Source organism: Streptomyces sp. WMMC500 (genome assembly GCF_027497195.1).
Classification (GTDB): Bacteria; Actinomycetota; Actinomycetes; order Streptomycetales; family Streptomycetaceae; genus Streptomyces.
Map to the genome: position 1 here is coordinate 3,251,184 of NZ_CP114905.1, position 25,175 is coordinate 3,276,358.

A 25,175-nucleotide genomic window follows, 5' to 3' on the forward strand; every position below is an offset into this window, starting at 1 on the left:
CGTTGCCTTGCTTGTGTTGCCTTGCTCGCCTTGCTGCCCTGCTTCGTACCGGCGACCGTTGACCGGCCGTTCGCCCGGATGTTAGACAGCGGTGTCGATATACGCAATGCACGTTGCGCGGTGCGCAACCAACCTGCTGGAGGGCTTCATGGAAGCGCTCGCCGAGCTGGCAAAGCTGGCGGAAGAACGTATCGACCACCGCTTCAAGGGCCTGCCGCCCGACGCGGCCGGCCTGACCGCCGGCGAGCTGGCCGCCGAGCGCCGGTCGCTGTTCACCGGCGGCTTCTCCACCCCGGTGCTCGCGCTCTCCGCGCCCGCGCTGGCGCACAACCTCGACGCGCTCGCCCGCTTCACCGCCGCCCACGGGCTGGCCTTCGCGCCGCACGGCAAGACGACGATGGCCCCGCAGCTCTTCGCCCGCCAGCTCGACCGGGGCGCCTGGGGCATCACGGTCGCGGTGCCCCACCAGGCGCGGGTCGCGCGGGCGTTCGGCGTCCGGCGGATCTTCCTCGCCAACGAGCTGGTCGACGCCGCCGCGCTGCGCTGGCTCGCCGCCGAGCTGGCCGCGGACCCGGACTTCCGGCTCGTCTGCTACGTCGACTCGGTGCGCGGCGTCGAGCTGATGGACGCCGCGCTGCGGACGGCCGGGGCCACGCGCCCGGTCGAGGTCACCGTCGAGCTGGGCGGCGGCCCCGACGCGCGCACCGGCGCCCGTACGGACGCCGAGTGCCGGGCGGTCGCCGACGCGGCGGCGCGGGCACGGACGCTGCGGCTGGTGGGGGTCGCCGGCTACGAGGCGGAGGCGCCGGGCGCGGACCCCGCGGTGGTACGGGGCTGGATGCGGCGGCTGCTGGCGCTCGCGGCGGAGTTCGACGCCGCGGGCCTCTTCGCGGACGCCGACGAGATCGTGGTCAGCGCCGGGGGCAGCGCGTGGTTCGACGCCGTCGCCGACGGCTTCGCGGCCTCCCCCGAGCTGTCGCGCCCGGTGCTCAGGCTGCTGCGCTCGGGGGCGTACGTCAGCCACGACGACGGGCACTACAGCCGGGTGACGCCGTTCAACCGGGTGCCCGGCGAGGGATCGCTGACGCCGGCGTTCCGGCTGTGGACGCAGGTGGTCTCGCGGCCGGAGCCGGGGCAGGCGTTCCTCAACGCCGGCAAGCGGGACGCCGCGTACGACCTGGACCTGCCGGTGCCGGTGGCGGTCCGCGGGAACGGCGGGGCGGGCCCGGAGCGGGCGGCCACGGGGATCACGGTACGCAAGCTCTCTGACCAGCACGCCTGGCTCGACGTGGCGGAGAACGCCGAAGGGGGCGGCCCGGAGGTCGGCGACTGGGTGGCGCTGGCGCTCTCCCACCCGTGCACGATCTTCGACAAGTGGCAGCTCATCCCGCTGGTCGAGGAGGACGGTACGGTCACGGAGTACGTACGGACATTCTTCTGAGCGGCAGCGGGGGGCGGCAGGCATGGAGCTGGTGATCCGGGGCGCCCTCGTCGTGGACGGCTCGGGGGCGCCCGGACACCGCGCCGACGTCGGGCTGGCCGGCGGCCGGATCGCGGCGGTCGGCACGGCGACCGGGCCCCGGCTGACCGGCCGGGCCGTCCTCGACGCCGACGGCCTGGTCCTCGCCCCCGGTTTCATCGACATGCACGCCCACTCCGACCTCGCCCTGCTGCGCGACCCCGCGCACACCGCCAAGGCCGCGCAGGGCGTGACGCTGGAGGTCATCGGCCAGGACGGGCTGTCGTACGCGCCCGTCGACGACCGCACCCTCGGCGAGCTGCGCCGGCAGATCGCCGGCTGGAACGGCGGCGAGCCCGGAGACGACAGGGTCGCGTTCGACTGGCGCACGGTCGGCGAGTACCTCGACCGCCTCGACCGCGGCCCCGACGGCCCCAGCAGCCCTGGGCTGGCCGTCAACGCCGCGTACCTCGTGCCGCAGGGCACGGTGCGTGCGCTGGCCCTGGGCTGGGAGGACCGGCCGGCCAAGGACGACGAGCTGGCGCACATGAAGCGGCTCGTCGCCGAGGGTCTGGAGCAGGGCGCGGTGGGGATGTCGTCGGGGCTGACGTACACGCCGGGGATGTACGCGCCGACCGCCGAGCTGACGGAGCTGTGCCGGGTCGTCGCGGCGTACGGCGGCTACTACTGCCCGCACCACCGCTCGTACGGCGCCGGCGCCCTCGGCGCGTATGCCGAGATGCTCGGCCTCGCCCGCGACGCGGGCTGCGCGCTGCACCTCGCGCACGCCACCCTGAACTTCGACGTCAACGCCGGCCGCGCCGCCGAGCTGACCGCCCTGCTGGACCGGGCGCTGGCCGAGGGGGTGGACGTCTCGCTGGACACGTACCCCTACCTGGCCGGCTGCACCACGCTGGCCGCGCTGCTGCCGAGCTGGGCGGCGGCCGGCGGCCCGGTGGCGACGCTGGCGCGGCTGCGGGACGCGGACGCCGCGGCACGGATCCGGCACGCGCTGGACGTCGAGGGCTCCGACGGGTCGCACGGGGTGCCGATGGAATGGTCGACGATCGAGGTCTCGGGCGTGGGCGACCCCGCGCTCGGGCACTGGGTCGGCCGGCGGCTGCCGGACTTCGACGCCGCCCGCAGGCTGCTGCTGGACGACCGGCTGGCGACGACGATCCTGCAGCACGTCGGTCACGAGGAGAACGTCCGGGCGATCATGGCCCACCCCGCGCACACGGGCGGCAGCGACGGCATCCTGCACGGCGCGAAGCCGCACCCGCGGGCGTACGGCACCTTCCCGCACTACCTCGGGCGCTACGTGCGCGAGCTGGGCGTGCTGAGCCTGGAGGAGTGCGTCCACCACCTCACCGCCCGCCCGGCGGCCCGGCTGCGGCTGGCGGACCGCGGTCTTGTGCGGGAGGGCTACGTGGCGGACCTGGTGCTGTTCGACCCGGCGACGGTGGCGGCGGGGGCGACGTACGAGGAGCCGCGGCGCGGTCCGGTGGGGGTGCCGTACGTGCTGGTGGGCGGGGAGTTCGTCATCCGGGAGGGTCGGCGGACCGCGGCGGTGCCGGGGCGGACGGTCCGGGGGCGCGGTCGGCGGTGAGGGCCGTGGCGGCCGCCATGACGCGGACCAGCAGCGCGTCTCCACTGTTGACGACGTAGGCACCCAGCTTGGCCGCGGCGTCCCGGCGCTCGGGGGTGATCCGGCTGGAGAAGAACACGGCGCGTCCCGTGTACGTCCCCGAGGCGCGCCAGGACCGCAGGTCGCCCAGTCCCGCAGTCTGGTCGGTGCCGCGGGTGATGTCGGAGATCAGCAGGTCGAACCGGCCGACGGCCATCGCCCGCTCGGCCTCCTCGCGGCTGCGCACGGTGGTGACCCCGGCGCCCTCGCTGCGCAGCCGGTGGACGAAGGAGGTGTTGTTCTCAGGATGGTCGTCGACCCACAGGATCCGCATGCCCACCAGCGCGAGCGAGGACGGTTGCGGGGCGGCGCCGGTCTCCCACGGGGGCGCAGAGGAGACGGGGACGGGGTGGGACGGCGAGGGCTGGGACGGGGCCTGCGCAGGGGGCGACAGCCGGGCCGGGGACGGCGGACGGTACGGCTGGCTCTGGGCCGGCGTGGCGGGCTCCGGGAACGGCGCCGGACGCGCGTCCGGCACGGGCACCCCGTACGGAGGGGTCGTCACCGGCGGTTGCGTATAGCTCGGCGGCTGCGCATAGCTCGGCGCCTCCAGCGCCGCCGGCGCCCCCTCGCGCAGCAGCACCAGCAGCCGCTCCGCGTCCGGCAGCGCGAGCAGGTCCGCCAGCAAGGACGTGAACCCCGGGTCGTCCGCATGCTCGGGAAAGCCGATGGGCAGCCGCCGCTCCAGTTGCTCCAGCGCCTGCGCCCCGTCCTGCTCCGGCATCGGCGCGGACAGGTCGTACTCCTCGAAGAAGCCGCCGATCTCCGTGAACGTGGCGAGCTCGGGCGCCGCCACCTCCGGCGTACCCGGCGGCACCGGCGACAGCAGCCTGCGGCGTACCCGGCGGTACGTCGTGAACTCCTGGACCACGTCACCGCCCGGGGCGCCGGCCGCACCCGTCATCATCCGGTAGAACTCCGGATAGAAGTACTGCAGCAGCAGCGTCCTGATGACCGACTCGGGCGGGAAGCCGGACCACACCGGGTTCAGGGTGGCCTCCAGGACGAAGCCGTTCACCAGCCGCTTGATCCGCCGCGGATTCCGCCCCGACCGCTCGACGAGCAGCTTCTTCAGCTCCTCGTCGAGGATGCCCTGGATGCCGGCGGCGCCCGCGCACCACTCGACGTACCGGCCGACGCCCTTGCTGTCCGCGATCGGAATGCGGTAGCTGGTCTGGAAGATCTTCTCCATGAAGGCCGACCCCGCCGGCGACAGGTCGCGCAGCAGCCCGCTGGGGCCGAGCGCGGAGCGGTCGCAGCCGACGACGAAGACGAGGCCGGGCACGTCGAGGTAGACCTTCAGGGCCTCGCAGACGGCGAGGACCGTCTCCTCCGAGCAGCGGTCGAGGTCGTCGATGAAGACCACCAGCAGCCGCCGCGGCGCGTTCGCGGCCCACTCCCGGGCCATGCGCTCGATGTCCTCGCGCATCCCGTTGCGCGCCTCGGGCCCCGCGTCCCAGCTCGTCCACAGCTCGTCGACGAGCCCGGCCGCGCCGACCGCCCCGCCGAGCGCCGTGGTCACGGCGCGTACGCCCCGCACCACCGCGCGTCCCCGGGAGACGCGCGCCAGCGCGCGCTTGAGCGTGCGCCGCTCGAAGCGTACGAGCACCGACTTGACCAGCCCTTCGAGGGCGTCGGCGCCGGTGGAGGTCCAGGCGTTGTACCAGACCGTCTCCACCTCCGGCTGGGCCTGCAGCCTGGCGTCGACCAGCCGCATCAGGCTGGACTTGCCCATCCCCCAGCCGGCGTCGACGGCGAGCGTGAACGGCGTCGAGGCGCGGGAGGCGTACAGCAGCCGGGCGAGCTGCGCGGCGGCCAGGCCGGTGCCGAGAATGTCGTCGCGGGGCACGGCCACGGGCTCGTCGTTGACGAGCGCGAGCGTGCGGCCGCCGAGGGAGGCGAACGTCGGTGCGCCGAGGGGAGGTTGGGCCGCCATCGGGGCATTGTGGCAGGTACGGGCGGGGTCGGGAGGCCGATCGGGCATGTGACCGGGCTCGCACATCAGGGGCCGGTTATCCGGAGGCGGCACCCGGGGACGGCCCGTACAGTGGCCGCATGCAGGTGATCCAGTCAACGAAGCTCGCCAACGTCTGCTACGACATCCGGGGCCCCGTGCTCGAAGAGGCGATGCGGCGCGAGGCGGCAGGTCACCAGATCCTCAAGCTCAACATCGGCAACCCGGCCCCGTTCGGCTTCGAGTGCCCGCCGGAGATCCTGGAGGACCTCCTCCGGACGGCCGGCAGCGCCCACGGGTACGGCGACTCCAAGGGCATCCTGCCCGCGCGCCGCGCCGTGATGCAGCACTACCAGACCAAGGGCATCGACCTCGACGTCGAGGACGTCTTCCTCGGCAACGGCGTGTCCGAGCTGATCCAGATGTCCATGCAGGCCCTCCTCAACGACGGCGACGAGGTCCTGATCCCGGCCCCGGACTACCCGCTGTGGACGGCCTCGGTCTCCCTGGCCGGCGGCACCCCGGTGCACTACCGCTGCGACGAGCAGGCCGACTGGATGCCCGACCTCGACGACATCGAGCGCCGCATCACGGACCGCACCCGCGCGCTGGTCGTCATCAACCCGAACAACCCCACCGGCGCCGTCTACGACGCGGAGCTGATGCGGGGCCTCGCCGACATCGCCCGCCGCCACGGCCTGGTCCTGTGCTCCGACGAGATCTACGACAAGATCCTCTACGACGACGCCGCCCACGCCCCCACCGCCACCTACGCCCCCGACCTGCTGGTCCTCACCTTCAACGGCCTCTCCAAGGCGTACCGCGTGGCCGGCTACCGCAGCGGCTGGCTGGCCGTCTGCGGCCCGAAGAAGGACGCCCGCAGCTACCTGGAGGGCCTGACGATCCTGGCGAACATGCGCCTGTGCGCCAACGTCCCCGCCCAGCACGTCGTCGCCACCGCCCTCGGCGGCCGTCAGTCGATCAAGGACCTGGTCCTCCCGGGCGGCCGGCTCCTCGTGCAGCGCGACACGGCGTACGAGCTGCTCACCCAGATCCCGGGCGTGACCTGCGTCAAGCCCAAGGGCGCCCTCTACGCCTTCCCCCGCATGGACCCCAAGGTCCACAAGATCAAGGACGACGCCCGCTTCGTCCTCGACCTCCTGCGCGCGGAGAACATCCTCCTGGTCCAGGGCACCGGCTTCAACTGGCCCCGCCCGGACCATTTCCGCATCGTCACGCTCCTCGAAAAGGACGGCCTGACGGACGCGATCACCCGCATCGGCACCTTCCTGGACGGCTACCGCCAGCGGTAGGGCATGCGCGGCTCACGGCCGGTACAGGGACTGCAGCCTGGTCACCCGGCCCTCGCCGTCGAAGCTCAGGTCGTAGCCGACGCCTGCGGAGAGGTCGGGCTCCAGGCCGTTCAGCAGGGTGACGAACTCGGTCTGGGAGAACGGCAGCGGCTCGCCCCGGCTGACGCCGGAGGCGTCGTCGCCACGGACCGGGACAGTCAGCAGCACCCGGGCGTCCTCGGCCAGGGTCACGGTGGTGAAGGACCCGGTGCCGGGGACGATCTCCCACGTGTCGAACCGGGTGTTGACCTCCTTCCGGGCGGGCCGCACCGACAGACGGGTCAGTCCGCCCTCGGTCCAGCCCCGGTCGACGGTGACGAACTGCTTGGTGCCGGCCCACGGGTCCGCAGCCGTCGACACCCGCGGGTCCGGCGCCTCCCCGCCCCCGTCGGACGCGGCGGCCGGCTCGGGGCTCGCGGCCGGCGCGGTGTCCGTCGCCGCGACCGCGACGGGATCCGAGGGCTGCCCGCCCTCCTCGCCGCAGCCGGTCAGGACGAAGGTGCCGAAGGCGACGGCGGTGAGCAGGGGCAGGGCGGCCCGGCGGCGTGCGGCAGACATGGTCAGCGTTCTCCTGGAAGCCGGTGTGGTCGGGTTACAGTGTCTCTACGCCGCAGACCTCCCCCGGGTTGCGTACCCGCCCGGAGTTTTTTCCGGCCGCCGCCGCGCCTCACTCGACGGTCAGCCAGAACGCCTCCCGCAGCGACCGGACCCGGCCCTCAGCGTCGTAGTCGAGGGCGAACGCCCACCGTGGCCCGCCACGCAGCCGGTCCACCAGCTCCCCCAGCGGCACGTCCCCCGGCTCCCCGCCGGCCAGTTCGTCCACCTCGACCGGGGTCTGCGGCGGCAGGGTCACCCGGTGCACCATTCCGGTGGGTACAGCCGTTCCCCGCTCGGCGCGCAGCCGCTCCACGGTGACCTCGACCGCGCCCCCGCGCACCGCCGCGTCGTACACGTAGCCGATCTCGCGGGCGTACTCCTCCCCCCGGGCCGGCGTCGGGGGTACGAAAACGGAGGCGCTCCGCGACGGCGCCGGCTCCGCGGCGGCCGGTCCCGGCTCCTCGCCGGACCCGGCCCGGACCAGCGACAGCCCTCCCACGGCGACGGCGGCGGCCAGCAGCACACCGCCCGACATCCGCGCCGCACGCTTCCGCCGCCGGCGCCGGTCGCCGCGCGCGCGGATCTGGTCCGCGGCCGGCGGCACGGCGAACCGCCGGCCCTCGTCGGCCAGGCCGGCGAGCTGCTCGTCCAGCCCGGTCCCGTCAGCCACGCTCCACCTCCGCAACCCGGTCCGCCCGGTCCGCTTCGTCCGCAACCCGGCCGACCCGCGGATCCAGCTCCGTGTCGGCCAGGATCCGCGCCAGCGCGGCCCGTCCGCGGCTCAGACGTGCCTTGACCGTGCCGACGGCGCAGTTGGTCTCCACCGCCACCTGTTTCACCTCCAGGTCGCACAGGTGGTGGAGCACGATGGCCCGCCGCTGCGCCGCGGGGATCTGCCGCAACGCCTGCACCAGCAGCACATGGTGGGTGTCCGGCGGCGGTACGTCCGCGGGCGGGCCCTGGCGTCGCGCGAAGGTGAGCGCGGTGCGCACCCGCCGCCACCGGCTGACCGCCAGCCGCCAGGCCACGGTACGCACCCACGCCTCGGGAGCGCCGTCCTTGTCCAGTTGGGCCCGGTGCTCCCAGGCGCGTACGAAGGCCTCCTGGACCACGTCCTGCGCCTCGGCACGGTCGCCGGTCATGGCGTACAACTGGCCGATGAGCCGCCCCACGCTCGCGGCGTAGAAGGCATCGAACGTCTGCTCGTCCATCCCCCGCCACAGCTCCCGCCGGCCACACATCCGTTCAACCGTGCGAACGATGCCACCCGGCAGGCCCGGGGAGCAAGGACGGTGCCGCCCGGCGGGGTTTGGCCGAACGGCGCGGCGTCCGCGCGGGCCCCGCCGCGGGGTACGGGCGTTGTGAGAGGCTGGGTCGCATGAACCGGTTGGCCGGTGTGACCTCGCCATACCTGCTCCAGCACGCCGACAACCCCGTGGACTGGTGGCCCTGGGGGGAAGAGGCCTTCGCCGAGGCGCGGCGGCGGGATGTGCCCGTGCTGCTGTCGGTCGGGTACGCCTCCTGCCACTGGTGTCACGTCATGGCGCGGGAGTCCTTCGCCGACGAGGCCACCGCCGCGGAGCTGAACGCCGGGTTCGTCAGCATCAAGGTCGACCGCGAGGAGCGGCCCGACGTCGACGCCGTGTACATGGAGGCGGTGCAGGCCGCCACCGGGCAGGGCGGGTGGCCGATGACGGTGTTCCTCACGCCCGACGCGGAGCCGTTCTACTTCGGGACGTACTTCCCGCCGCAGCAACGGGGCGGCATGCCGTCGTTCCGGCAGGTGCTGCGGGGCGTCGCGGCGGCCTGGGCCGACCGGCGGGGGGAGGTCGCCGAGGTGGCGGCGCGGGTGGCGGCGGATCTCGCCGGGCGGACGCTGAGCGGGGCCGTGGGCGGTCCCGGGGGCGGGGCGCCGGGGGAGGCGGAGGTGCACGGGGCGCTGCTGGAGCTGACGAAGGAGTTCGACGCCGTACGGGGCGGGTTCGGCGGGGCGCCGAAGTTCCCGCAGCCGATGGTGCTGGAGTTCCTACTGCGCCACCACGCCCGTACCGGCTCGGCGGCGGCGCTGGAGATGGTGCAGGCCACCTGCGAGGCGATGGCCCGCGGCGGCATCTACGACCAACTCGGCGGCGGCTTCGCGCGCTACTCCGTGGACGCGGAGTGGGTCGTTCCGCACTTCGAGAAGATGCTCTACGACAACGCCCTGCTGGCCCGCGTCTACGCCCACCTCTGGCGCGCGACCGGCAGCGAGCAGGCCCGGCGGGTGGCGCTGGAGACGGCGGACTTCATGGTGCGCGAACTGCGCACCGAGGAGGGCGGCTTCGCCTCCGCGCTCGACGCCGACAGCGACCGGCCGGACGGCGGCGGGCACGCCGAGGGCGCGTACTACGTGTGGACGCCCGGCGAGCTGCGCGAGGTCCTCGGCGCGGACGACGCGGCGCTGGCCGGGGCGTACTACGGCGTGCCCGAGGCGGCGGAGGCGGCCACCTTCGAGGAGGGCGCCTCGGTGCTGCAACTGCCGGACACGGGGACGCCGTTCGACGCCGGCCGGATCGCCTCCGTGCGGGAGCGGCTGACGGCGGCGCGGGCGGAACGGCCGCGGCCGTTCCGCGACGACAAGGTGGTCACGGCGTGGAACGGGCTGGCCGTCGCCGCCCTCGCCGAGATCGGCGCGTACTTCGACCGGCCGGACCTCGTCGACGCCGCGGTGGCGGCGGCGGACCTGCTGGTACGGGTGCACATGACGGACGGCGCCGGCGGGCCGGGCACGGTGGGGCGGCTCGTGCGCACCTCGCGTGGCGGGGCGGCCGGCGACAACGCCGGCGTGCTGGAGGACTACGCCGACGTGGCCGAGGGCTTCCTCACGCTCACCGCCGTCACCGGCGAGGGCGCGTGGCTGCGGCTCGCCGGGCTGCTCCTCGACACCGTGCTCGACCGGTTCCGGGGCGAGGGCGGCGCGCTGTACGACACGGCGGACGACGCCGAACGGCTCATCAGGCGCCCCCAGGACCCGACGGACAACCCGACTCCCTCCGGCTGGACGGCCGCCGCCGCGGCGCTGCTCGCGTACGCCGCGTACACCGGCGAGGAACGGCACCGCGAGGCCGCGCAGCAGGCCCTCGGCATCGTGGCGAAGCTGGGCCCGCGGGCGCCCCGCTTCGTCGGCTGGGGCCTCGCGGCGGCGGAGGCGGCGCTCGACGGCCCCCGGGAGGTCGCCGTCGTCGGCCCCCCGGACGACCCCCGCCGCACGGAACTCCACCGCACGGCCCTCCTCTCCCCCGCACCCGGCGCGGTGATCGTCGCCGGCGCGCCGTCCGGTACGGAGACCGGGGCGGGTACCGAGGCCGGGGCGGGTACGGAGCCGGGGGCAGCCGGCGCGCTCCGTACCCCGCTGCCCGACGACCCCGACGCCATCCCCCTCCTCGCCGACCGCCCCCTCGTCGACGGCGCCCCCGCCGCCTACGTCTGCCGCCACTTCGTCTGCGCCGCCCCGGTGACCCGCCCCGAAGAGCTACGCGCCCAGTTGACGCCCGTCGCACCCCCGCAGGGGGGACTCACGGGCGGGTAGGCGCGCCTCATCGTCCTGCGGCGCGCGGGGCGGGGGCTGTTGCGGCGCCGCGGCCCGCTTCCGGCTTCCTCCCCGGGGTCTCGGCTCCCCGCTTCTGGTCTCCTCTGCCGTCGGGCAGCCGCACGGCGGTGACGACCGCCGTGAGCAGGGCGGCGATGCCGCAGACCAGTAGCCCCTGGCCCATGCCGTCGACGTACGCGGCGTCGGCGGACTCCGCGAGGCGCGGCGCGCCCAGGCGCTCGGCGACCGCGTGCGCCGCGACCACGGACTCACGCGCCTTCTCCGCCGCGGCCTCCGGCACCCCCTCGGTGTCCAGCCGGTCCGTGAACACCCCGTTCAGCAGGCTGCCCAGCAGGGCGACGCCCATGGCGCCGCCGACCTGCCGCAACGTGATCAGCAGCCCCGTGCCGCCGCCCGCCCGGCCCGAGGGCAGCGCGCCGAGGGCGGCGTCCATGGTCGGCACCAGGGCGCAGCCGAGGCCGAGGCCGGTGACGCTCAGCCATACCGCCATGAAGGCGTAGCCGTCGAAGGCGTCCGTACGGATGCCGAGCAGCATCGCGAACGCGAAGAGCGCCATCCCGGCGCTGACCACGGTCCGCGAGCCGTACCGGGCCATCAGCGCCGGCGCCGCCCGCGCCGCCACCAGCAGCCCCGCCATCAGCGGCATCAGCCGCAGCCCCGTGCCGAACGGGTCGTGGCCCATCACCGCCTGCAGATACTGCGGCAGCAAGAACAGCAGGCCCGCCACCACGAAGGTCGCGAGCACGGCCACGATCGCGTTCCACCGGAAGGCGCGGTCGCCCAGCAGCTCCAGGTCCAGCATCGGCCGGGTCGCGCGCCGTTCCCGCAGCGCCAGCCGGCCGAGCAGCGCCGCCGAGCCGGCCAGCGACCCCGCCACCAGCGGGTCGTCCCACCCCCGCGTCGGTCCCTCGATGACGCCGAGGACCAGCGCGCCGAGGCCGAGGGCGCTGAGCACCGCGCTGACCGGGTCGACGCGCGGCACCGAGGGGTCGCGGGTCTCGGGGATCAGCAGCAGCGCCGCCGCGATACCCAGGACCACTAGGGGGACGTTCACCACGAAGACGGAGCCCCACCAGTAATGGTCGAGCAGCCAGCCGCCCAGCAGCGGGCCCGCGGGCATGCCGACCGCCATGCCGGCGGTCACCGCGCCGACGGCCGTCGCGCGCTCCTCGTCGCCGAAGAGGGTGGGGATGACCGAGAGCGCCAGCGGCATGATCAGCGCGCCGCCCAGGCCCATCACCGTACGCACGGCGATCACCGCCTCCGGGCTGGAGACGAAGGGGCCGGCGAGGCTGCCGGCCAGGAAGATCACCAATCCGGCCACCAGCATCCGGCGCCGCCCGAAGCGGTCCCCGAGCAGCCCCGCGGGCAGCATGCACGCGGCGAAGACCACGGCGTACGCATCCACGATCCACTGCAGCTCGCCGGTGGTGGCGCCGATGTCCGCCGCCATCGTGGGCAGCGCGACGTTGAGGATCGTCAGGTCGAACCCGAGCACGAGCACGGACACGACGAGTCCGCCGAGAGCCCACCAGCGCCTTCTGGAAGCCACTAGCAAAAAGTAGCAACTTCCACAATTGACCGCCAGGGCTGCGGACGACCCGCGCGGGGAAACCGGCGGCGGCAACAGGAAAGGTCCGGCCCGCACAGGAGGAAGTGCGGGCCGGACCCGGGAGCGCCGCCTAGCGGTTGTAGCTCTGCAGCGGGCCGAACACGACCACCGTCGTCCCATTGCCGATCTCGGTGTACTTGTTGCCCGAGACACGGTTGTTGATCTTGTTCTCGATGTCGATGTCGACGTCGAACTTGTTCCAGCTCTTGTGGATCTCGTTGAACGAGTTGTGGAACTTGTTCTGCTCCTTGTGGACCTTGTTGAACGACTTGTACGCCTTGGTCTTCTCCTTGTGGACCTTGTTGAACGACTTGTTGGCCTTGGTCTTCTCTTTGTGGATCTTGTTGTACGACTTGTTGGCGTACGACTTGCTGCAGCACGGCTTGCCGTGCTTCGAGCGCGCGTCGGCCTGGGCCGAAGCCGCACCGGCACCGGCGAGACCGACCACGAGGGCGCCGACGGCCAGGGAGCGGACGAGCATACGGATGCGCATTTCTGCCTCCACGAGGAACGAGGGGGGGTTCGCACCGAATAACAGCACTCCCGCCGCTTTTGCACCCGTAAGTACGCAAATCGACACGAGCGGATCACCCGGACAGACGGACGGCCGGTACGAACCCTCCCCGCGCGACTCAGGCGTGGCGGTACGCGACCAGCGAGATCCCCACGTAGTGGACGGCGAACGCCGCCAGCGTGAACGAGTGGAAGACCTCGTGGAAGCCGAACCAACGCGGCGACGGGTTCGGCCGCTTGATCCCGTAGATCACGCCGCCCGCGCTGTACAGCACGCCGCCGACGACCACCAGCACGAGCACCGCGATACCGCCCGCGCGCATGAAGTCCGGCAGGAAGAACACCGCCGCCCAGCCCATCGCGATATAGCACGGCGTGTAGAGCCACCGCGGCGCACCGACCCACAGCACGCGGAACGCGATCCCGGCGAGCGCCGCCGCCCAGATGAACCAGAGCAGCGCCTGCTGCCTGCCGCCCTCCAGCAGCAGGATCGTGAAGGGCGTGTACGTGCCGGCGATGATGAGGAAGATGTTGGCGTGGTCGAGCCGGCGCAACACGGCCGTGCCCCGCGGGCCCCAGTCGCCGCGGTGGTAGAGGGCGCTGACGCCGAAGAGCAGACATGCCGTCAGGGTGTAGACCGCGCAGGCCAAGCGGCCGCGCGGGCTCTCCGCCAGGGCCGTCAGCAACACGCCGGCGAACAGCGCCGCCGGGAACATCACCGCGTGCAACCAGCCGCGCAGCCGCGGCTTGAGCGCGGCGGCTGCGGCCTGCGCGACGCGCTGCAGCTCGCCCTCGCCCGTCGCACCCATGCGGACATGCTACCTACCTGTCCGTAGGTTGCGGCCGCGGAGTGGCGTTGGTCTCGCAGGGCCCGGCTGGACATGACGTCTGAGCTACCCCATTATCAAACGAGCGCACACCCGACACCGGATGAGCTCATATGAGCGGCAACCGGGTCGGCGCCCCCAAGGGGTAACGGTCTTGAAAACCAGATAAATGTGACATCAGAGAAGAAACGCCCAAAACCCTCGACATCTGGAGCATGCGGCACTCATGACCACCCCGACCAAACACGAAGGGCTCCTCTCCTGGGTCCAGGAGATCGCCGACCTCACCCAGCCCGACGAGATCGTGTGGTGTGACGGCTCCCAGGCGGAGTACGACCGCCTGTGCGCCGAGCTCGTCGCCAAGGGCACGTTCACCAAGCTGGACCCCGTCAAGCGGCCCGGTTCGTACTACGCCGCGTCCGACCCGACCGACGTCGCGCGGGTCGAGGACCGTACGTTCATCTGCTCGGAACAGGAGGAGGACGCCGGGCCGACCAACCACTGGATGGACCCCGCCGAGATGCGCGAGGTCTTCACCGGCGCCTCCGGCCGGGGCGGCCTCTTCCGCGGCGCCATGCGCGGCCGCACCATGTACGTCGTCCCCTTCTGCATGGGCCCGCTGGGCTCGCCGCTCTCCGCGCTCGGCGTCGAGATCACCGACTCCGCGTACGTGGCCACCGCCATGCGCACCATGACGCGCATGGGCCGCCCGGTCCTCGACGAGCTGGGCGAGGACGGCTTCTTCGTCAAGGCCGTCCACTCCGTCGGCGCCCCCCTGGAGCCCGGGCAACAGGATGTGCCCTGGCCGTGCAGTGCGACGAAGTACATCTCGCACTTCCCCGAGACCCGCGAGATCTGGTCGTACGGATCCGGCTACGGCGGCAACGCCCTGCTGGGCAAGAAGTGCTACGCCCTGCGCATCGCCTCCGTCATGGCGCGCGACGAGGGCTGGCTGGCCGAGCACATGCTCGTGCTCAAGCTCACCCCGCCGCGCGGCGGTACCGAGGCCGTCAGGTACATCGCCGCCGCCTTCCCGTCGGCCTGCGGCAAGACCAACCTCGCGATGCTGGAGCCGACGACCCGCGGCTGGACCGTGGAGACGATCGGCGACGACATCGCCTGGATGCGCTTCGGCGAGGACGGCCGGCTGTACGCCATCAACCCCGAGGCCGGCTTCTTCGGCGTCGCGCCCGGCACCGGCGAGCACACCAACGCCAACGCCATGAAGACCCTCTGGGGCAACTCCGTCTTCACCAACGTCGCCCTCACCGACGACGGCGACGTGTGGTGGGAGGGCATGACCGACGAGCCCCCCGCGCACCTCACCGACTGGCTCGGCAACGACTGGACCCCGCAGTCCGGCACCCCCGCCGCCCACCCCAACGCCCGCTTCGCCGTGCCGGCCGCGCAGTGCCCGACGATCGCGCCGGAGTGGGAGGACCCCCGGGGCGTACCCATCTCGGCCATCCTCTTCGGCGGGCGCCGCGCCACCGCGGTGCCGCTGGTCACCGAGTCGTTCGACTGGCAGCACGGCGTCTTCCTCGGCGCCAACGTCGCCTCCGAGAAGACCGCCGCCGCCGAGGGCAAGGTCGGCGAGCTGCGCCGCGACCCGTTCGCCATGCTGCCCTTCTGCGGCTACAACATGGGCGACTACTTCGGCCACTGGCTGAAGGTCGGCGCCTCGGCGGACCCGGCGAAGCTGCCGAAGATCTACTACGTCAACTGGTTCCGCAAGGACGCGGACGGGTCGTTCGTCTGGCCCGGTTTCGGCGAGAACAGCCGCGTGCTGAAGTGGATCGTCGAACGGCTCAACGGCGAGGCGGAGGGTGTCGAGACCCCGATCGGCGTGCTGCCCGCAAAGGGGGCGCTCGACGTCGACGGGCTCGAACTCACCGACGCACAGCTCGACTTCCTGCTCTCCGTGGACACCGAGGTCTGGCGTGAGGAGGCGGCGCTGATCCCCGCGCACCTCGACACCTTCGGCGACCACACTCCGAAGGAGCTGTGGGACGAGTACCGCGCACTGGTCGACCGCCTGGGCTGACCTGGTACGCGGCCGACCGGGCCGGCGGGTGCGACAACGGCGTCGTACCCGCCGGTCCGTGTTTTTCCCGGCTCCCCAATTCGGTTCGACGACCGGACGCACGGTGTTATCAGCTCTCCATTCACCGCGTCATCCGGCCGAGTTATCCACAGGGGGATGCCGAATGCCCGGGAAACGCGGAAGACTTGGCGGTGCAACTGCACGAGTGAGCGACGGGTATGGGAGGGGAGCACATGCCGGGCACAGCGTCCCGACTGCGCGACAAGCATCGGGGGGAGGCCGAGCTTCTTCTCACCCGCGCGGTCGAAGAGGAAGTGCGCCGCTCCGGTGGCCGGACCGACGGCGTGGTGCTGCTCGGCCGGGCGCGGGCGGCGCTGGACGACATGGCGGAGCGCGCCGCGGAGGAGTACGGGACGTATGTGCGCGCGCTCGACGAGGCCGCCGCCGGCCGGCGTTCGCTCGCCGAGCGCTTCACGCCGCAGTCGATCGGGCCCGCCGTGACGGCGACGTTCGCCGCCGCCGCCGTCGCCCTGCTCGTCTCCGCCGAAGAAGGGCTGGACTCCGCCGCCGCGCTCTGGACCGGGGTGGCCGCCGCCCTCGCCGGCTTCGCCGCGGGCCTGGTGCAGATCGGCCTGGCCCACTGGCTCTCGGGCAACACACGCTCGGGCGCGGCGCGGCAGCCCGGCGGCCCCGAGCAGCTCCGGCTGCAGTGGCTGACGGCGCTGGAGCTGCGCGGCGTACGGCCCTTCTTCGACGAGCAGCGGATGATCTCGGCCGCCACGCGCAAGGGCAGCCGCCCCGAGCCGGCCACCGACGACACCCGACCCAGCGCGGCCGGCGGCGGGGGTACGGACCGCGAGCCCCAGTCGCGCCGGAACCGCAGCCAGGAGGCGCGGCAGCGGGCCACCCTGGAGCAGTCCTACCGCCAACTGCCCGAAGCCTCCCGGGTGTACGTCGGCCGCAAGGCGCAGCTCACCCAGATCGCCGGGTGGGTGCAGCAGGGCCGCGCCAGCACGGAGACCAAGCCGACCGTCGTCGTGCTGCACGGTCAGCCGGGCGCGGGGCGCACCACGCTCGCGGTCCGCGCCGCCCACCAACTGCGCGAGCAGTTCCGCGCCGCCGTGGTGGTGGACCTGCGCGGGGAGAGCCTGGGCGAGGACCCGCTGCCCACCCGGGACGCGCTGCTGCACCTGCTCAACCGCCTCGGTGCCCCGCGCGACCAGCTCATGTTCCGCGACCGCCCGGCGCACGACGCGCAGTTGCGCCGCCTCGTCGAGCTGTACCACCAGCATCTGACGTCGCTGCCCGTGTCGATAGTGCTGGACGACGCGGTCGACGCCGAGCAGGTCCGGCTGCTGGTGCCGGAGCGCTCGGAGAGCCTGGTGCTGGTGACCTCGCGGGAGCGGCTGGCGCTGCCCGACGACCTCGACGCCTGGGTGCACCACATGCCCGTCGAGGGCCTGGGGCCGACCGCGGCCGAGGAGCTGCTGAGCTCCATCGCCCAGGGGACGGACGGCGCGGCGCGCTCCGCCGATCCGTACGACGCGCAGTCCACCGACCGCATCGCGCTGCTCTGCGGCGGGCTGCCCCTGGCGCTGCGCATCGCCGGCTCGGCGCTGGAGGGGCGCAGTCTGGCCGGGCTCGCGGAGGCGCTGGACGCCTACGGACCGGTGGAGCCGGTGGAGCGCGCCCTGTGGCTGCGCTACGGCGACCTGGCGGAGCCGACCAGGGCGCTGCTGCGCCGGCTGTCGCTGGTCGGCCGGGCGAGCCTGGGGGCCGCGGCCTGCGCCGCCCTGCTCGACGTCGGCGAGGAGGAGGCCGGCAAGCGGCTGACGGCGCTGGCCCGCGCCGGGCTCGTCGAGCACGTGCGCAGCTCCCGCTTCCGGGTGCACGACCTGGTGCGCCGCTTCGCGTACGCGCGGCTGCTCGACGAGGAGGACCCCGAGGTGCGCGCCGCCGCGCACGAGCGGCTGATCCGCAGCTACGCGGAGCTGGCCGACTCGGTGATCCGGCTGGTCGACGGCCGTACGTCGACGCGCGCAGACCGGTTCGGCTCGCACGGCTTCACCTCGCTGGACGCCGCGCTGCGCTGGCTGGACGACGAGCAGAGCTTCATCACCGCGGCGCTGCGGCACGCCGAGGGCGTGGACCAGGCCGCCGTGCTCCATCTGCTGGGCGCCCTCGCGGACTACTGCCTGCTGCGCGGCGACCTCTACCGCCTCGGCGAGCTCAACGAGCTGACCAAGGCCGCCGACCAGGGTCTGCTGATGCGCTCGGTGCAGTGGCGCACGGGCGTCGCCGCCCGGCAGCTCGGCGAGCTGGACAAGGCCCGCTCGACGCTGTCCTCCGTGGTCGACCTCTACCGAGAGGCCCAGCACTCCGCCGGCGCCGCCCGCGCCCTGCGCGACCTGGGCATCACCCTGCAGCAGCAGGGCAGCCTGCGCGAGGCGGAGTCGAAGCTGCGCGAGGCCCTGCAGATGCAGCAGGGCGAGAACATGCGCGGCGACCGTGCCTGGACGCTGCACGCGCTCGCGGCCGTGCTGCGCGACCGCGCGCAGTTGGGCGACGCGCTGGCGCTGCTCGACCAGGCCCTCGCGCTGCACCAGGAGAGCGAGAGCGTGCACGGCCAGGCGTGGGCGCACTTCCAGCTCGGCCAGGTCCGGCTGCGGATGGGCGACGTCCCGGGAGCCGAGGAGCAGTTGGAGGAGGCCCTGGAGCAGTACGCGCGCACCCGCGACGGCCGCGGCGAGGCCTGGGCGATGACGCAACTGGCCCGCGCCCGGCTGGTCGCCGCCGACCCGGCCACGGCGGTGACGCAGCTCAAGACGGCTCTGGCCCGGCACCGGGAGAACGACGACGCGCGCGGCGAGGCCTGGACGCTGTACTACCTGGGCCAGGCCCAGGAGGGGGCCGGCAAGCGGGAGTCTGCGGTGCGGGCGCTGGAGCGGTCCCGCTCGATGTTCAGCCGCATGCGGGACGTGTACGGGCTGGCCTGCGCGCGGCACCACTCCGCGCGGGTCACCCGCGACCTGCGCGCCGAGCAGACCGGCACCCTGCGCAACAGCGGCTTCGCCCGCCAGTTGCTCCAGGACGCCCGGCAGGACTTCCGCCGGGTGGGCGTGGCCCACGGCGAGGCATGGTCCTGCATCGAGCTGGCGGTGATCGACGCGGGCAACGGCCGCGCGGGGCAGGCGCTGGAGCTGGTCGACACGGCGATAGACCTGTTCGCCGGGATCGGCGACCGGCGCGGGGCCACCTGGGCCCGGTTCCTGCGCTGCACGCTGCTGCCGTTCGCCTCACCGGGTGGCTCGGTGGTGGGCGCGGCGGTGGCGCAGCAGGAGCTGTCGGAGCTGCTGGACGAGCTGCGTACGGCGCCCGCGGGCCGCCGCGTGGTGGTCGACCCGGCGCTGGAGGACTACGCGGAGACGTTCCAGCTCGTGCTCGAGCGGGGCGTGGAGCCGGAGACGGGCTGGCAGGCGTGGCGCCTGGGCATGGTCCCGAGCCGGCACTCCCGCGAGGTCATGGGCGTGCCGCTGGACGGCGCGGCCCCCACGGGCAACGGCGCCCTGGCGGGCTAGCGGCCCGTCGTCAGCGGCGGCGGCCGACGGGCTGCCTGTCGGCCTCCGGGCTGTCCGCCGGCGCCGGCGTGCGCGGCGACTCGTCGCGGGGACCGTCGTCGCCGGGGCCGCCGTCCCGCGGGCCGTCGCCGCGCGGGGCGCCGCCGCCGGGCGCGTCACCGCGCGGGGCGGACCCGCGCGGTGCGTCGCCACGAGGTGCGTCGTCACGCGGGCCGCCCCCGTCTCCCGGGCCCTCGCCGTCCGCGCGCGGGCCGGACGGACCGGCGTCGTCGCGGTCGGACTTCTCCTTGAAGTCGACCTGGCCCAGGTGCCGGTTCATGCTCTTGAGCAGGAACCACACCGCGACGCCGAGCAGCGCGAAGACGATGAAGCCGAGGACGCCCGGCGTGACCTTGTTCTTGTCGAGCTCCTCCGCGAGCGGGACGAGGTCGGCAGCCAATGAGGTGTTCACACGCTCAATTGTCGCGGATGCCGGCGAAGAGGTCGTCCTCGGGGAGGGAAGTGTCCACGAGCGACTTCGCGAGCTCGTACTCCTCGGTGGGCCAGACCTCCTGCTGGATCTCCATCGGGATCTTGAAGAAGGGGCCGTCGGGGTCGATCTGCGTCGCGTGCGCGATCAGCGCCTTGTCGCGGATCGGGAAGAAGTCGGCGCACGGCACGTACGTCGTGATCTCGCGCTCCTTGCGCTCGAACTCCTTCCACCGCTCCAGCCACTCCCCGTACGGCGACTCCAGGCCGCGCGAGAGCATCGCCTCGTGCAGCGCGACGGTCCGCGGACGGTTGAAGCCCTGGTTGTAGTAGACCTTCAGCGGCTGCCAGGGCTCGCCCGCGTCCGGGTAGCGCGCGGGGTCGCCGGCGGCCTCGAAGGCGGCCATCGTGATCTTGTGGGTCATGATGTGGTCGGGGTGCGGATAGCCGCCGTTCTCGTCGTAGGTCGTGATGACCTGGGGCTTGAACTCACGGATCAGCCGGACGAGCGCCTCCGCCGCCTCGTCGACCTCCTTGAGGGCGAAGCAGCCGTCGGGCAGCGGCGGCAGCGGGTCCCCCTCCGGCAGGCCGGAGTCGACGAACCCCAGCCACGCCTGCTTCACGCCGAGGATCTCCCGCGCCTCGGCCATCTCCTTGCGCCGCACTTCGTGCATGTTCTTCTCGATGAAGGCGTCGCCCTGGAGCTTCGGGTTCAGGATCGACCCCCGCTCGCCTCCCGTGCAGGTGGCGACCAGGACCTCGACGCCCTCCGAGACGTACTTCGCCATGGTGGCCGCACCCTTGCTCGACTCGTCGTCGGGGTGCGCGTGGACGGCCATCAGCCGCAGGTCATCGCTCACAGATTCAATCCTCGGTAACAGGTCGTCTAGGCCGGCTTCTATAGTGACCGAGGGGACTGACAATTCATTCCGCCCTCAGCCCCAGCCAGCCGCTCTGCCGGGAGGGACCATCATGGCCGGTGCGCCCCAAACGCTGCCCGAGGGCCGTTACGGCCGCTCGGCCGACGCGCGTACCGACCGGCGGCTGAAAGTCCTCGGCGCCGTGCTCGGCACGGCCCTGCTCGGCTTCGTGGCCTGGGGCGCTGTCGACGCGACGGCCGGTTCGAAGGCGTCCGGCGAGCTGATCCGCTTCCAGGTGATGTCCGACACCGAGGTCCAGGCGCACATCGAGGTCCGCAAGAAGTCGGACGTCGACGCCGTGTGCACGCTGCGTTCGCTGGCAGCGGACAAATCCGAGGTCGGGGTCCGCGACGTGCGCGTCGACGGGCCGAAGACCCGCGTCGACACCGTGGTGTCGATCCGGACCACCGAGCGCGGCGCCAACGCCGAGCTGGTGGGGTGCAAGGCGGCCGACGAGCGATAACAGTCGCCGTCCTGCTGCCGGAATTGTTACGATCGTGGTTTCGCCCCACCCACGAAGGCGCAATTCTTCTGGGTAGGGCGATTGCTGCATCACAGACGCATGAGAAGTTCCCCCAGCACCAGAACCACCACCGACGAGGAGCACCTGTGACCCAGACCAGCGACAACGTCACCTGGCTGACCCAGGAGGCGTATGACCAGCTCAAGGCCGAGCTGGAGCACCTGTCGGGTCCCGCACGCACCGAGATCGCCAAGAAGATCGAGGCGGCTCGCGAAGAGGGTGACCTGCGGGAGAACGGCGGGTATCACGCGGCCAAGGAGGAGCAGGGCAAGCAGGAGCTGCGCGTACGCCAGCTTCAGCAGTTGCTCGAGAACGCGAAGGTCGGCGAGGCCCCGGCGGACGACGGCGTCGTCGAGCCCGGCATGGTCGTCACGATCGCCTTCGACGGCGACGAGAGCGACACCCTCACCTTCCTGATGGCCTCCCGGGAGTACGCGAGCGGGGACGTCGAGACGTACTCGCCGCAGTCGCCGCTGGGCAGGGGAGTCAACGGCAAGAAGATCGGCGAGGAGGCGAGCTACGAGTTGCCGAACGGCAAGTCGGCCATGGTGACGATCCTCGACGCCAAGCCCTACGCCGCCTGACCGCGCGTCGGACGCAGCAGCCGCAGCGAAGCCCCCGGGCCGGGAACCGAGGTTCCCACCGGGGGCTTCGACGTGCGCGGCCGGGGCGCTACCCGGCGGAGTTGCGGTACTTCCGCACCGCCAGCGTGCGGAAGATCAGGATGATCGCGAACGAGTAGATCAGCGAGGCCAGCACCGGGTGCTGCATCGGCCAGGCGTCGGACTGGACGACGCCGGGGTTGCCGAACAGCTCGCGGCACGCCTGCACGGTCGCGCTGAAGGGGTTCCAGTCGGCGATGTGCCGCAGCCAGGGCGTCATGTTGCCCGAGTCGACGAACGCGTTCGACACGAACGTCACCGGGAACAGCCAGACCAGCCCGCCGGACGTGGCCGCCTCGGGCGTACGCACGGACAGCCCGATGAGCGCGCCGACCCAGGTGAAGGCGTACCCGAGCAGGAGCAGCAGGCCGAACGCGGCCAGCGCCTTCGGCACGCCCTCGTGGATCCGCCAGCTCACCAGCGCGGCGACGATGGCCAGCACGACCAGCGTCAGCGCGGTCTGCACCAGGTCGGCCAGGGTGCGGCCGGTGAGGACCGCGCCGCGGGCCATCGGCAGCGAGCGGAACCGGTCGATGAGGCCCTTGTGCATGTCCTCGGCTATGCCGGCGCCCGCACCGGCGGTGGCGAAGGTGACGGTCTGGGCGAAGATGCCGGCCATCAGGAACTCGCGGTAGACCTCGGAGCTCGTGGTGCCGCCGACGTTCATGGAGCCGCCGAACACGTACGAGAACAGCACCACGAACATGATCGGCTGGATCAGGCCGAAGATGACCACTTCGGGGATCCGGGACATGCGGAGCAGGTTGCGCTTGGCGACGACCAGCGAGTCGCGGACGGACTGGCCGACACCCCCCATGGCGGGCGGCGCCGCGGGTCCGGGGCGGGCCGGGGCGGTCGAGGCGGTCACTTGGCGGTCTCCTTCTGGGCGTCTTCGACGGCCTTTCCGTCGCCGTCCTCGCTTGCCTTCCCGTTCCCGTTCCCGTCCTCGGTCTCTGCGGCGTGGCCGGTGAGCGAGATGAACACGTCGTCCAGCGTGGGGCGGCGCAGCCCGATGTCGTCGATGGCGATGCCGCGCTCGTCCAGGTCCCGGATGACGTCGGCGAGCAGCCGGGCCCCGCCGCTGACGGGCACGGTCAGCTTGCGGGTGTGGTCGGCGACCGTGACCTCGCCCTGGCCGAGGGCGCCGAGGACCTCGCTGGCGGCGAAGATCTCGTCGCGCTGGTGCACGACGACCTCGACGCGCTCGCCGCCGGTCTGGGCCTTGAGCTGGTCGGAGGTGCCGCGCGCGATGACGCGGCCGTGGTCGATGACGCAGATGTCGTGCGCCAGGTGGTCGGCTTCTTCCAGGTACTGCGTGGTGAGCAGCAGCGTCGTGCCGCCCTTGACGAGTTCCTGGATGACGTCCCAGAGCTGCTGCCGGTTGCGGGGGTCGAGGCCGGTGGTCGGCTCGTCCATGAACATCACGGGCGGCTCGACGACGAGCGCGGCGGCCAGGTCGAGCCGCCGGCGCATGCCGCCGGAGTACGTCTTGGCGGTGCGGTCCGCGGCGTCTGCGAGGTTGAACCGCTCCAGCAGCACAGCCGCGCGGGCCTTCGCGTCACGCGCGCTGAGCTGGTAGAGCTGGCCGACCATCTGGAGGTTCTCCCGGCCGGTCAGATACTCGTCGACCGCGGCGAACTGGCCGGACAGGCCGATGGACCTGCGCACCTCGTTCGGATGCTTGAGGACGTCGATCCCCGCGACCTCGGCACGGCCGGAGTCGGGCCGCAGCAGCGTGGTCAGCACACGCACGGCGGTGGTCTTGCCGGCCCCGTTGGGGCCGAGCAGGCCGAGAACGGAGCCTTCGGGGACGTCGAGATCGACGCCGTCCAGTGCCCGCACATCGCCGAAGTGCTTGACCAGCCCTTCGGCGTGGATGGCGCCTGGCATAGAGATCTCCCCAGGTTGGATGGAAGTCGGTGTGGATGGACGGTCTGGCGGCACTTCTCAACAAATGTCAGACATGGGCCGACAGTCGGGCAACAGCAGGAGAATAGAACACGCGATATATCGCGTCAAGTCGCGAGTGGCGGGCCGGGACGGGCGCGCCGGGGCCTTGTACGGCGCTCCGCGCCCGTCGTGGTCGTCGTGTGTCAGGCGGTCACCGTGTACCCGGCTTTCCGGAGCGCCGCGAGCACCCGTTCACAGTGCTCCCGCCCCTTCGTCTCTAGCTGCAGTTCGACTTCGGCTTCGGTGAGCCCGAGGCGCGGGTCCGTCCGCACGTGACTCACGTCGAGGACGTTAGCGTCCGCCTCTGACAACACCCCCAGCAGCGTCGCGAGCACCCCCGGCCGGTCGGTCACGCGCAGCCGCAGCGACAGGTACCTGCCCGCAGCCGCCATGCCGTGCCGCAGAATGCGCTGGACGAGCAGCGGATCGACGTTCCCGCCGGAGAGCACCGCCACCACCGGACCGCCCCCGAAGGCCCCCGGGTCGGACAGCAGCGCGGCGACCGGAGCCGCTCCGGCCGGCTCGACGACCAGCTTCGCCCGCTCAAGGCACAGCAGTACCGCGGCGGACAGCGCGTCCTCGGAGACGGTACGCACTTCGTCCACGTGGTCGCCAATGATTTTGAAGGGGACGTCGCCCGGCTTGCCGACCTGGATGCCGTCCGCCATCGTCCCGAACGACTCCAGCGCCACCGGCCGCCCGGCCGCGAGCGACGGGGGGTACGCCGCCGCCTCCTCCGCCTGCACGCCGATGATGCGCACGTCGGGCCGCACCGCCTTCACCGCCACCGCGATCCCGGCCGCCAGGCCGCCGCCGCCGATCCCCACCACGATCGTCGACACCTCCGGGCACTGCTCCAGCACCTCCAGGCCGACCGTGCCCTGGCCCGCGACCACGTCGGGGTGGTCGAAGGGGTGGATGAGGACGGCACCGGCCGCCGCCGCGTACGACTCCGCCGCCTCCAGCGTCTCGTCGACGACCTGCCCGTGCAGCCGCACGTCCGCGCCGTAGTCGAGCGTCGCGGCCACCTTGGGCAGCGGGGCGCCGACCGGCATGAAGACCGTCGAGCGCACGCCCAGCAGCGACGCGGCCAGGGCGACTCCCTGCGCGTGGTTCCCGGCGCTGGCGGCGACCACCCCGCGGGCGCGCTGGCCCTCGCCGAGACCGGCGATGCGCACGTACGCGCCGCGGAGCTTGAAAGAGCCGGTGCGCTGCAGGTTCTCGCATTTCAGATGGACCGGCGCGTCGACCAGCCGGGAGAGGAACCTGCTGCCCTCCAGCGCGGTGATCCGCGAGATGCCGGCGAGGATGTCCTGTGCGTCGCGTACGTCGTCCAGACTGACGGCCCCGGCCGCGGCTGCGCTCATGGCGCCAGTCTCGCACGCTGAGACGACGGCAGGTTTTCCACAGGGGGTTTTCCACAGGCCGTACGGCAAACGG

20 protein-coding genes are annotated in these 25,175 nt (G+C 72.8%); 8 read left to right on the forward strand and 12 right to left on the reverse strand.

Annotation, left to right across the window (positions count from 1 at the left end):
- Positions 1-106: 106 nt before the first annotated feature.
- A complete protein-coding gene (locus O7599_RS13500; protein WP_281622398.1) occupies positions 107-1,441 on the forward strand; it encodes an alanine racemase in 1,335 nt (444 codons plus the stop codon).
- Between the two features lie 22 nt (positions 1,442-1,463).
- On the forward strand, positions 1,464-3,068 hold the full coding sequence (locus O7599_RS13505; RefSeq protein WP_281622399.1) for a D-aminoacylase: 1,605 nt from the start codon (positions 1,464-1,466) through the stop codon (positions 3,066-3,068).
- Here O7599_RS13505 and O7599_RS13510 read toward each other — a convergent pair.
- Positions 3,001-5,082 (reverse strand): P-loop NTPase fold protein, encoded by a 2,082-nt coding sequence (locus tag O7599_RS13510; protein WP_281622400.1) that lies wholly within the window; start codon positions 5,080-5,082, stop codon positions 3,001-3,003. The genes O7599_RS13505 and O7599_RS13510 overlap by 68 nt on opposite strands.
- A 119-nt stretch (positions 5,083-5,201) precedes the next feature.
- Between O7599_RS13510 and O7599_RS13515 the strand changes: the two genes are divergently transcribed.
- Positions 5,202-6,413 carry a pyridoxal phosphate-dependent aminotransferase gene (locus O7599_RS13515; RefSeq protein WP_281622401.1) on the forward strand — a complete coding sequence of 404 codons (1,212 nt, stop codon included), beginning with the start codon at positions 5,202-5,204 and terminating at the stop codon, positions 6,411-6,413.
- Positions 6,414-6,425: 12 nt separating this feature from the next.
- Here the strand turns inward: O7599_RS13515 and O7599_RS13520 are convergent, their stop codons facing one another.
- The 3 genes from O7599_RS13520 to O7599_RS13530 form a co-directional block, all read right to left on the reverse strand.
- Positions 6,426-7,010: a hypothetical protein gene (locus tag O7599_RS13520; protein ID WP_281622402.1), complete on the reverse strand. Its 585-nt coding sequence runs from the start codon at positions 7,008-7,010 to the stop codon at positions 6,426-6,428.
- A 109-nt stretch (positions 7,011-7,119) separates the two neighbouring features.
- Entirely contained in the window at positions 7,120-7,719 is a 600-nt protein-coding gene (locus O7599_RS13525) for a hypothetical protein (protein WP_281622403.1), read from the reverse strand.
- Positions 7,712-8,260: a SigE family RNA polymerase sigma factor gene (locus O7599_RS13530; RefSeq protein WP_281622404.1), complete on the reverse strand. Its 549-nt coding sequence runs from the start codon at positions 8,258-8,260 to the stop codon at positions 7,712-7,714. Before O7599_RS13530 ends, O7599_RS13525 begins: the two co-directional genes overlap by 8 nt.
- 167 nt (positions 8,261-8,427) lie before the next feature.
- Here O7599_RS13530 and O7599_RS13535 point away from each other — a divergent pair, with 167 nt between their 5' ends.
- Entirely contained in the window at positions 8,428-10,617 is a 2,190-nt protein-coding gene (locus O7599_RS13535; RefSeq protein ID WP_281622405.1) for a thioredoxin domain-containing protein, read from the forward strand.
- Between the two features lie 7 nt (positions 10,618-10,624).
- Here the strand turns inward: O7599_RS13535 and O7599_RS13540 are convergent, their stop codons facing one another.
- From O7599_RS13540 to O7599_RS13550, 3 genes are all read right to left on the reverse strand, one after another.
- Complete coding sequence (locus tag O7599_RS13540; RefSeq protein ID WP_281622406.1) at positions 10,625-12,190, reverse strand: MFS transporter; 1,566 nt, start codon at positions 12,188-12,190, stop codon at positions 10,625-10,627.
- Between the two features lie 130 nt (positions 12,191-12,320).
- Complete coding sequence (locus O7599_RS13545; protein ID WP_281622407.1) at positions 12,321-12,743, reverse strand: hypothetical protein; 423 nt, start codon at positions 12,741-12,743, stop codon at positions 12,321-12,323.
- A 139-nt stretch (positions 12,744-12,882) separates the two neighbouring features.
- Complete coding sequence (locus O7599_RS13550) at positions 12,883-13,572, reverse strand: hemolysin III family protein (RefSeq protein ID WP_281622408.1); 690 nt, start codon at positions 13,570-13,572, stop codon at positions 12,883-12,885.
- Between the two features lie 244 nt (positions 13,573-13,816).
- Here O7599_RS13550 and O7599_RS13555 point away from each other — a divergent pair, with 244 nt between their 5' ends.
- Together O7599_RS13555 and O7599_RS13560 are read left to right on the forward strand one after the other, a co-directional pair.
- Complete coding sequence (locus O7599_RS13555; protein ID WP_281622409.1) at positions 13,817-15,634, forward strand: phosphoenolpyruvate carboxykinase (GTP); 1,818 nt, start codon at positions 13,817-13,819, stop codon at positions 15,632-15,634.
- Positions 15,635-15,867: 233 nt separating this feature from the next.
- Complete coding sequence (locus tag O7599_RS13560; protein WP_281622410.1) at positions 15,868-19,212, forward strand: tetratricopeptide repeat protein; 3,345 nt, start codon at positions 15,868-15,870, stop codon at positions 19,210-19,212.
- Positions 19,213-19,222: 10 nt separating this feature from the next.
- On the opposite strand, the gene O7599_RS13565 is transcribed toward O7599_RS13560, so the two are convergent.
- Together O7599_RS13565 and mca are read right to left on the reverse strand one after the other, a co-directional pair.
- Complete coding sequence (locus O7599_RS13565; RefSeq protein ID WP_281623679.1) at positions 19,223-19,663, reverse strand: hypothetical protein; 441 nt, start codon at positions 19,661-19,663, stop codon at positions 19,223-19,225.
- A 4-nt stretch (positions 19,664-19,667) separates the two neighbouring features.
- Entirely contained in the window at positions 19,668-20,540 is an 873-nt protein-coding gene (gene mca, locus O7599_RS13570; RefSeq protein WP_281622411.1) for a mycothiol conjugate amidase Mca, read from the reverse strand.
- A 112-nt stretch (positions 20,541-20,652) separates the two neighbouring features.
- Here mca and O7599_RS13575 point away from each other — a divergent pair, with 112 nt between their 5' ends.
- Together O7599_RS13575 and greA are read left to right on the forward strand one after the other, a co-directional pair.
- On the forward strand, positions 20,653-21,063 hold the full coding sequence (locus tag O7599_RS13575; protein WP_281622412.1) for a DUF4307 domain-containing protein: 411 nt from the start codon (positions 20,653-20,655) through the stop codon (positions 21,061-21,063).
- Between the two features lie 146 nt (positions 21,064-21,209).
- A complete protein-coding gene (gene greA / locus O7599_RS13580; protein WP_281622413.1) occupies positions 21,210-21,707 on the forward strand; it encodes a transcription elongation factor GreA in 498 nt (165 codons plus the stop codon).
- Between the two features lie 88 nt (positions 21,708-21,795).
- Here greA and O7599_RS13585 read toward each other — a convergent pair whose 3' ends face one another.
- The 3 genes from O7599_RS13585 to ilvA form a co-directional block, all read right to left on the reverse strand.
- Complete coding sequence (locus tag O7599_RS13585) at positions 21,796-22,602, reverse strand: ABC transporter permease (RefSeq protein ID WP_281623372.1); 807 nt, start codon at positions 22,600-22,602, stop codon at positions 21,796-21,798.
- 47 nt (positions 22,603-22,649) lie between these two features.
- Positions 22,650-23,675, reverse strand: a complete 1,026-nt coding sequence (locus tag O7599_RS13590) for an ATP-binding cassette domain-containing protein (RefSeq protein ID WP_281622414.1) — start codon at positions 23,673-23,675, stop codon at positions 22,650-22,652.
- Between the two features lie 203 nt (positions 23,676-23,878).
- Positions 23,879-25,102 (reverse strand): threonine ammonia-lyase, encoded by a 1,224-nt coding sequence (ilvA, locus tag O7599_RS13595; RefSeq protein WP_281622415.1) that lies wholly within the window; start codon positions 25,100-25,102, stop codon positions 23,879-23,881.
- Positions 25,103-25,175: the final 73 nt, after the last annotated feature.

Coding starts and splice junctions, on each gene's coding strand:
- O7599_RS13575 (WP_281622412.1), top strand. CDS start 20,653: ATGGCCGGTGCGCCCCAAACGCTGCCCGAGGGCCGTTACGGCCGCTCG.
- O7599_RS13585 (WP_281623372.1), bottom strand. CDS start 22,602: ATGGGGGGTGTCGGCCAGTCCGTCCGCGACTCGCTGGTCGTCGCCAAG.
- O7599_RS13535 (WP_281622405.1), top strand. CDS start 8,428: ATGAACCGGTTGGCCGGTGTGACCTCGCCATACCTGCTCCAGCACGCC.
- O7599_RS13515 (WP_281622401.1), top strand. CDS start 5,202: ATGCAGGTGATCCAGTCAACGAAGCTCGCCAACGTCTGCTACGACATC.
- O7599_RS13510 (WP_281622400.1), bottom strand. CDS start 5,082: ATGGCGGCCCAACCTCCCCTCGGCGCACCGACGTTCGCCTCCCTCGGC.
- O7599_RS13555 (WP_281622409.1), top strand. CDS start 13,817: ATGACCACCCCGACCAAACACGAAGGGCTCCTCTCCTGGGTCCAGGAG.
- O7599_RS13550 (WP_281622408.1), bottom strand. CDS start 13,572: ATGGGTGCGACGGGCGAGGGCGAGCTGCAGCGCGTCGCGCAGGCCGCA.
- O7599_RS13590 (WP_281622414.1), bottom strand. CDS start 23,675: ATGCCAGGCGCCATCCACGCCGAAGGGCTGGTCAAGCACTTCGGCGAT.
- O7599_RS13530 (WP_281622404.1), bottom strand. CDS start 8,260: ATGGACGAGCAGACGTTCGATGCCTTCTACGCCGCGAGCGTGGGGCGG.
- O7599_RS13545 (WP_281622407.1), bottom strand. CDS start 12,743: ATGCGCATCCGTATGCTCGTCCGCTCCCTGGCCGTCGGCGCCCTCGTG.
- O7599_RS13520 (WP_281622402.1), bottom strand. CDS start 7,010: ATGTCTGCCGCACGCCGCCGGGCCGCCCTGCCCCTGCTCACCGCCGTC.
- O7599_RS13560 (WP_281622410.1), top strand. CDS start 15,868: ATGCCGGGCACAGCGTCCCGACTGCGCGACAAGCATCGGGGGGAGGCC.
- O7599_RS13505 (WP_281622399.1), top strand. CDS start 1,464: ATGGAGCTGGTGATCCGGGGCGCCCTCGTCGTGGACGGCTCGGGGGCG.
- ilvA (WP_281622415.1), bottom strand. CDS start 25,102: ATGAGCGCAGCCGCGGCCGGGGCCGTCAGTCTGGACGACGTACGCGAC.
- O7599_RS13500 (WP_281622398.1), top strand. CDS start 107: ATGCACGTTGCGCGGTGCGCAACCAACCTGCTGGAGGGCTTCATGGAA.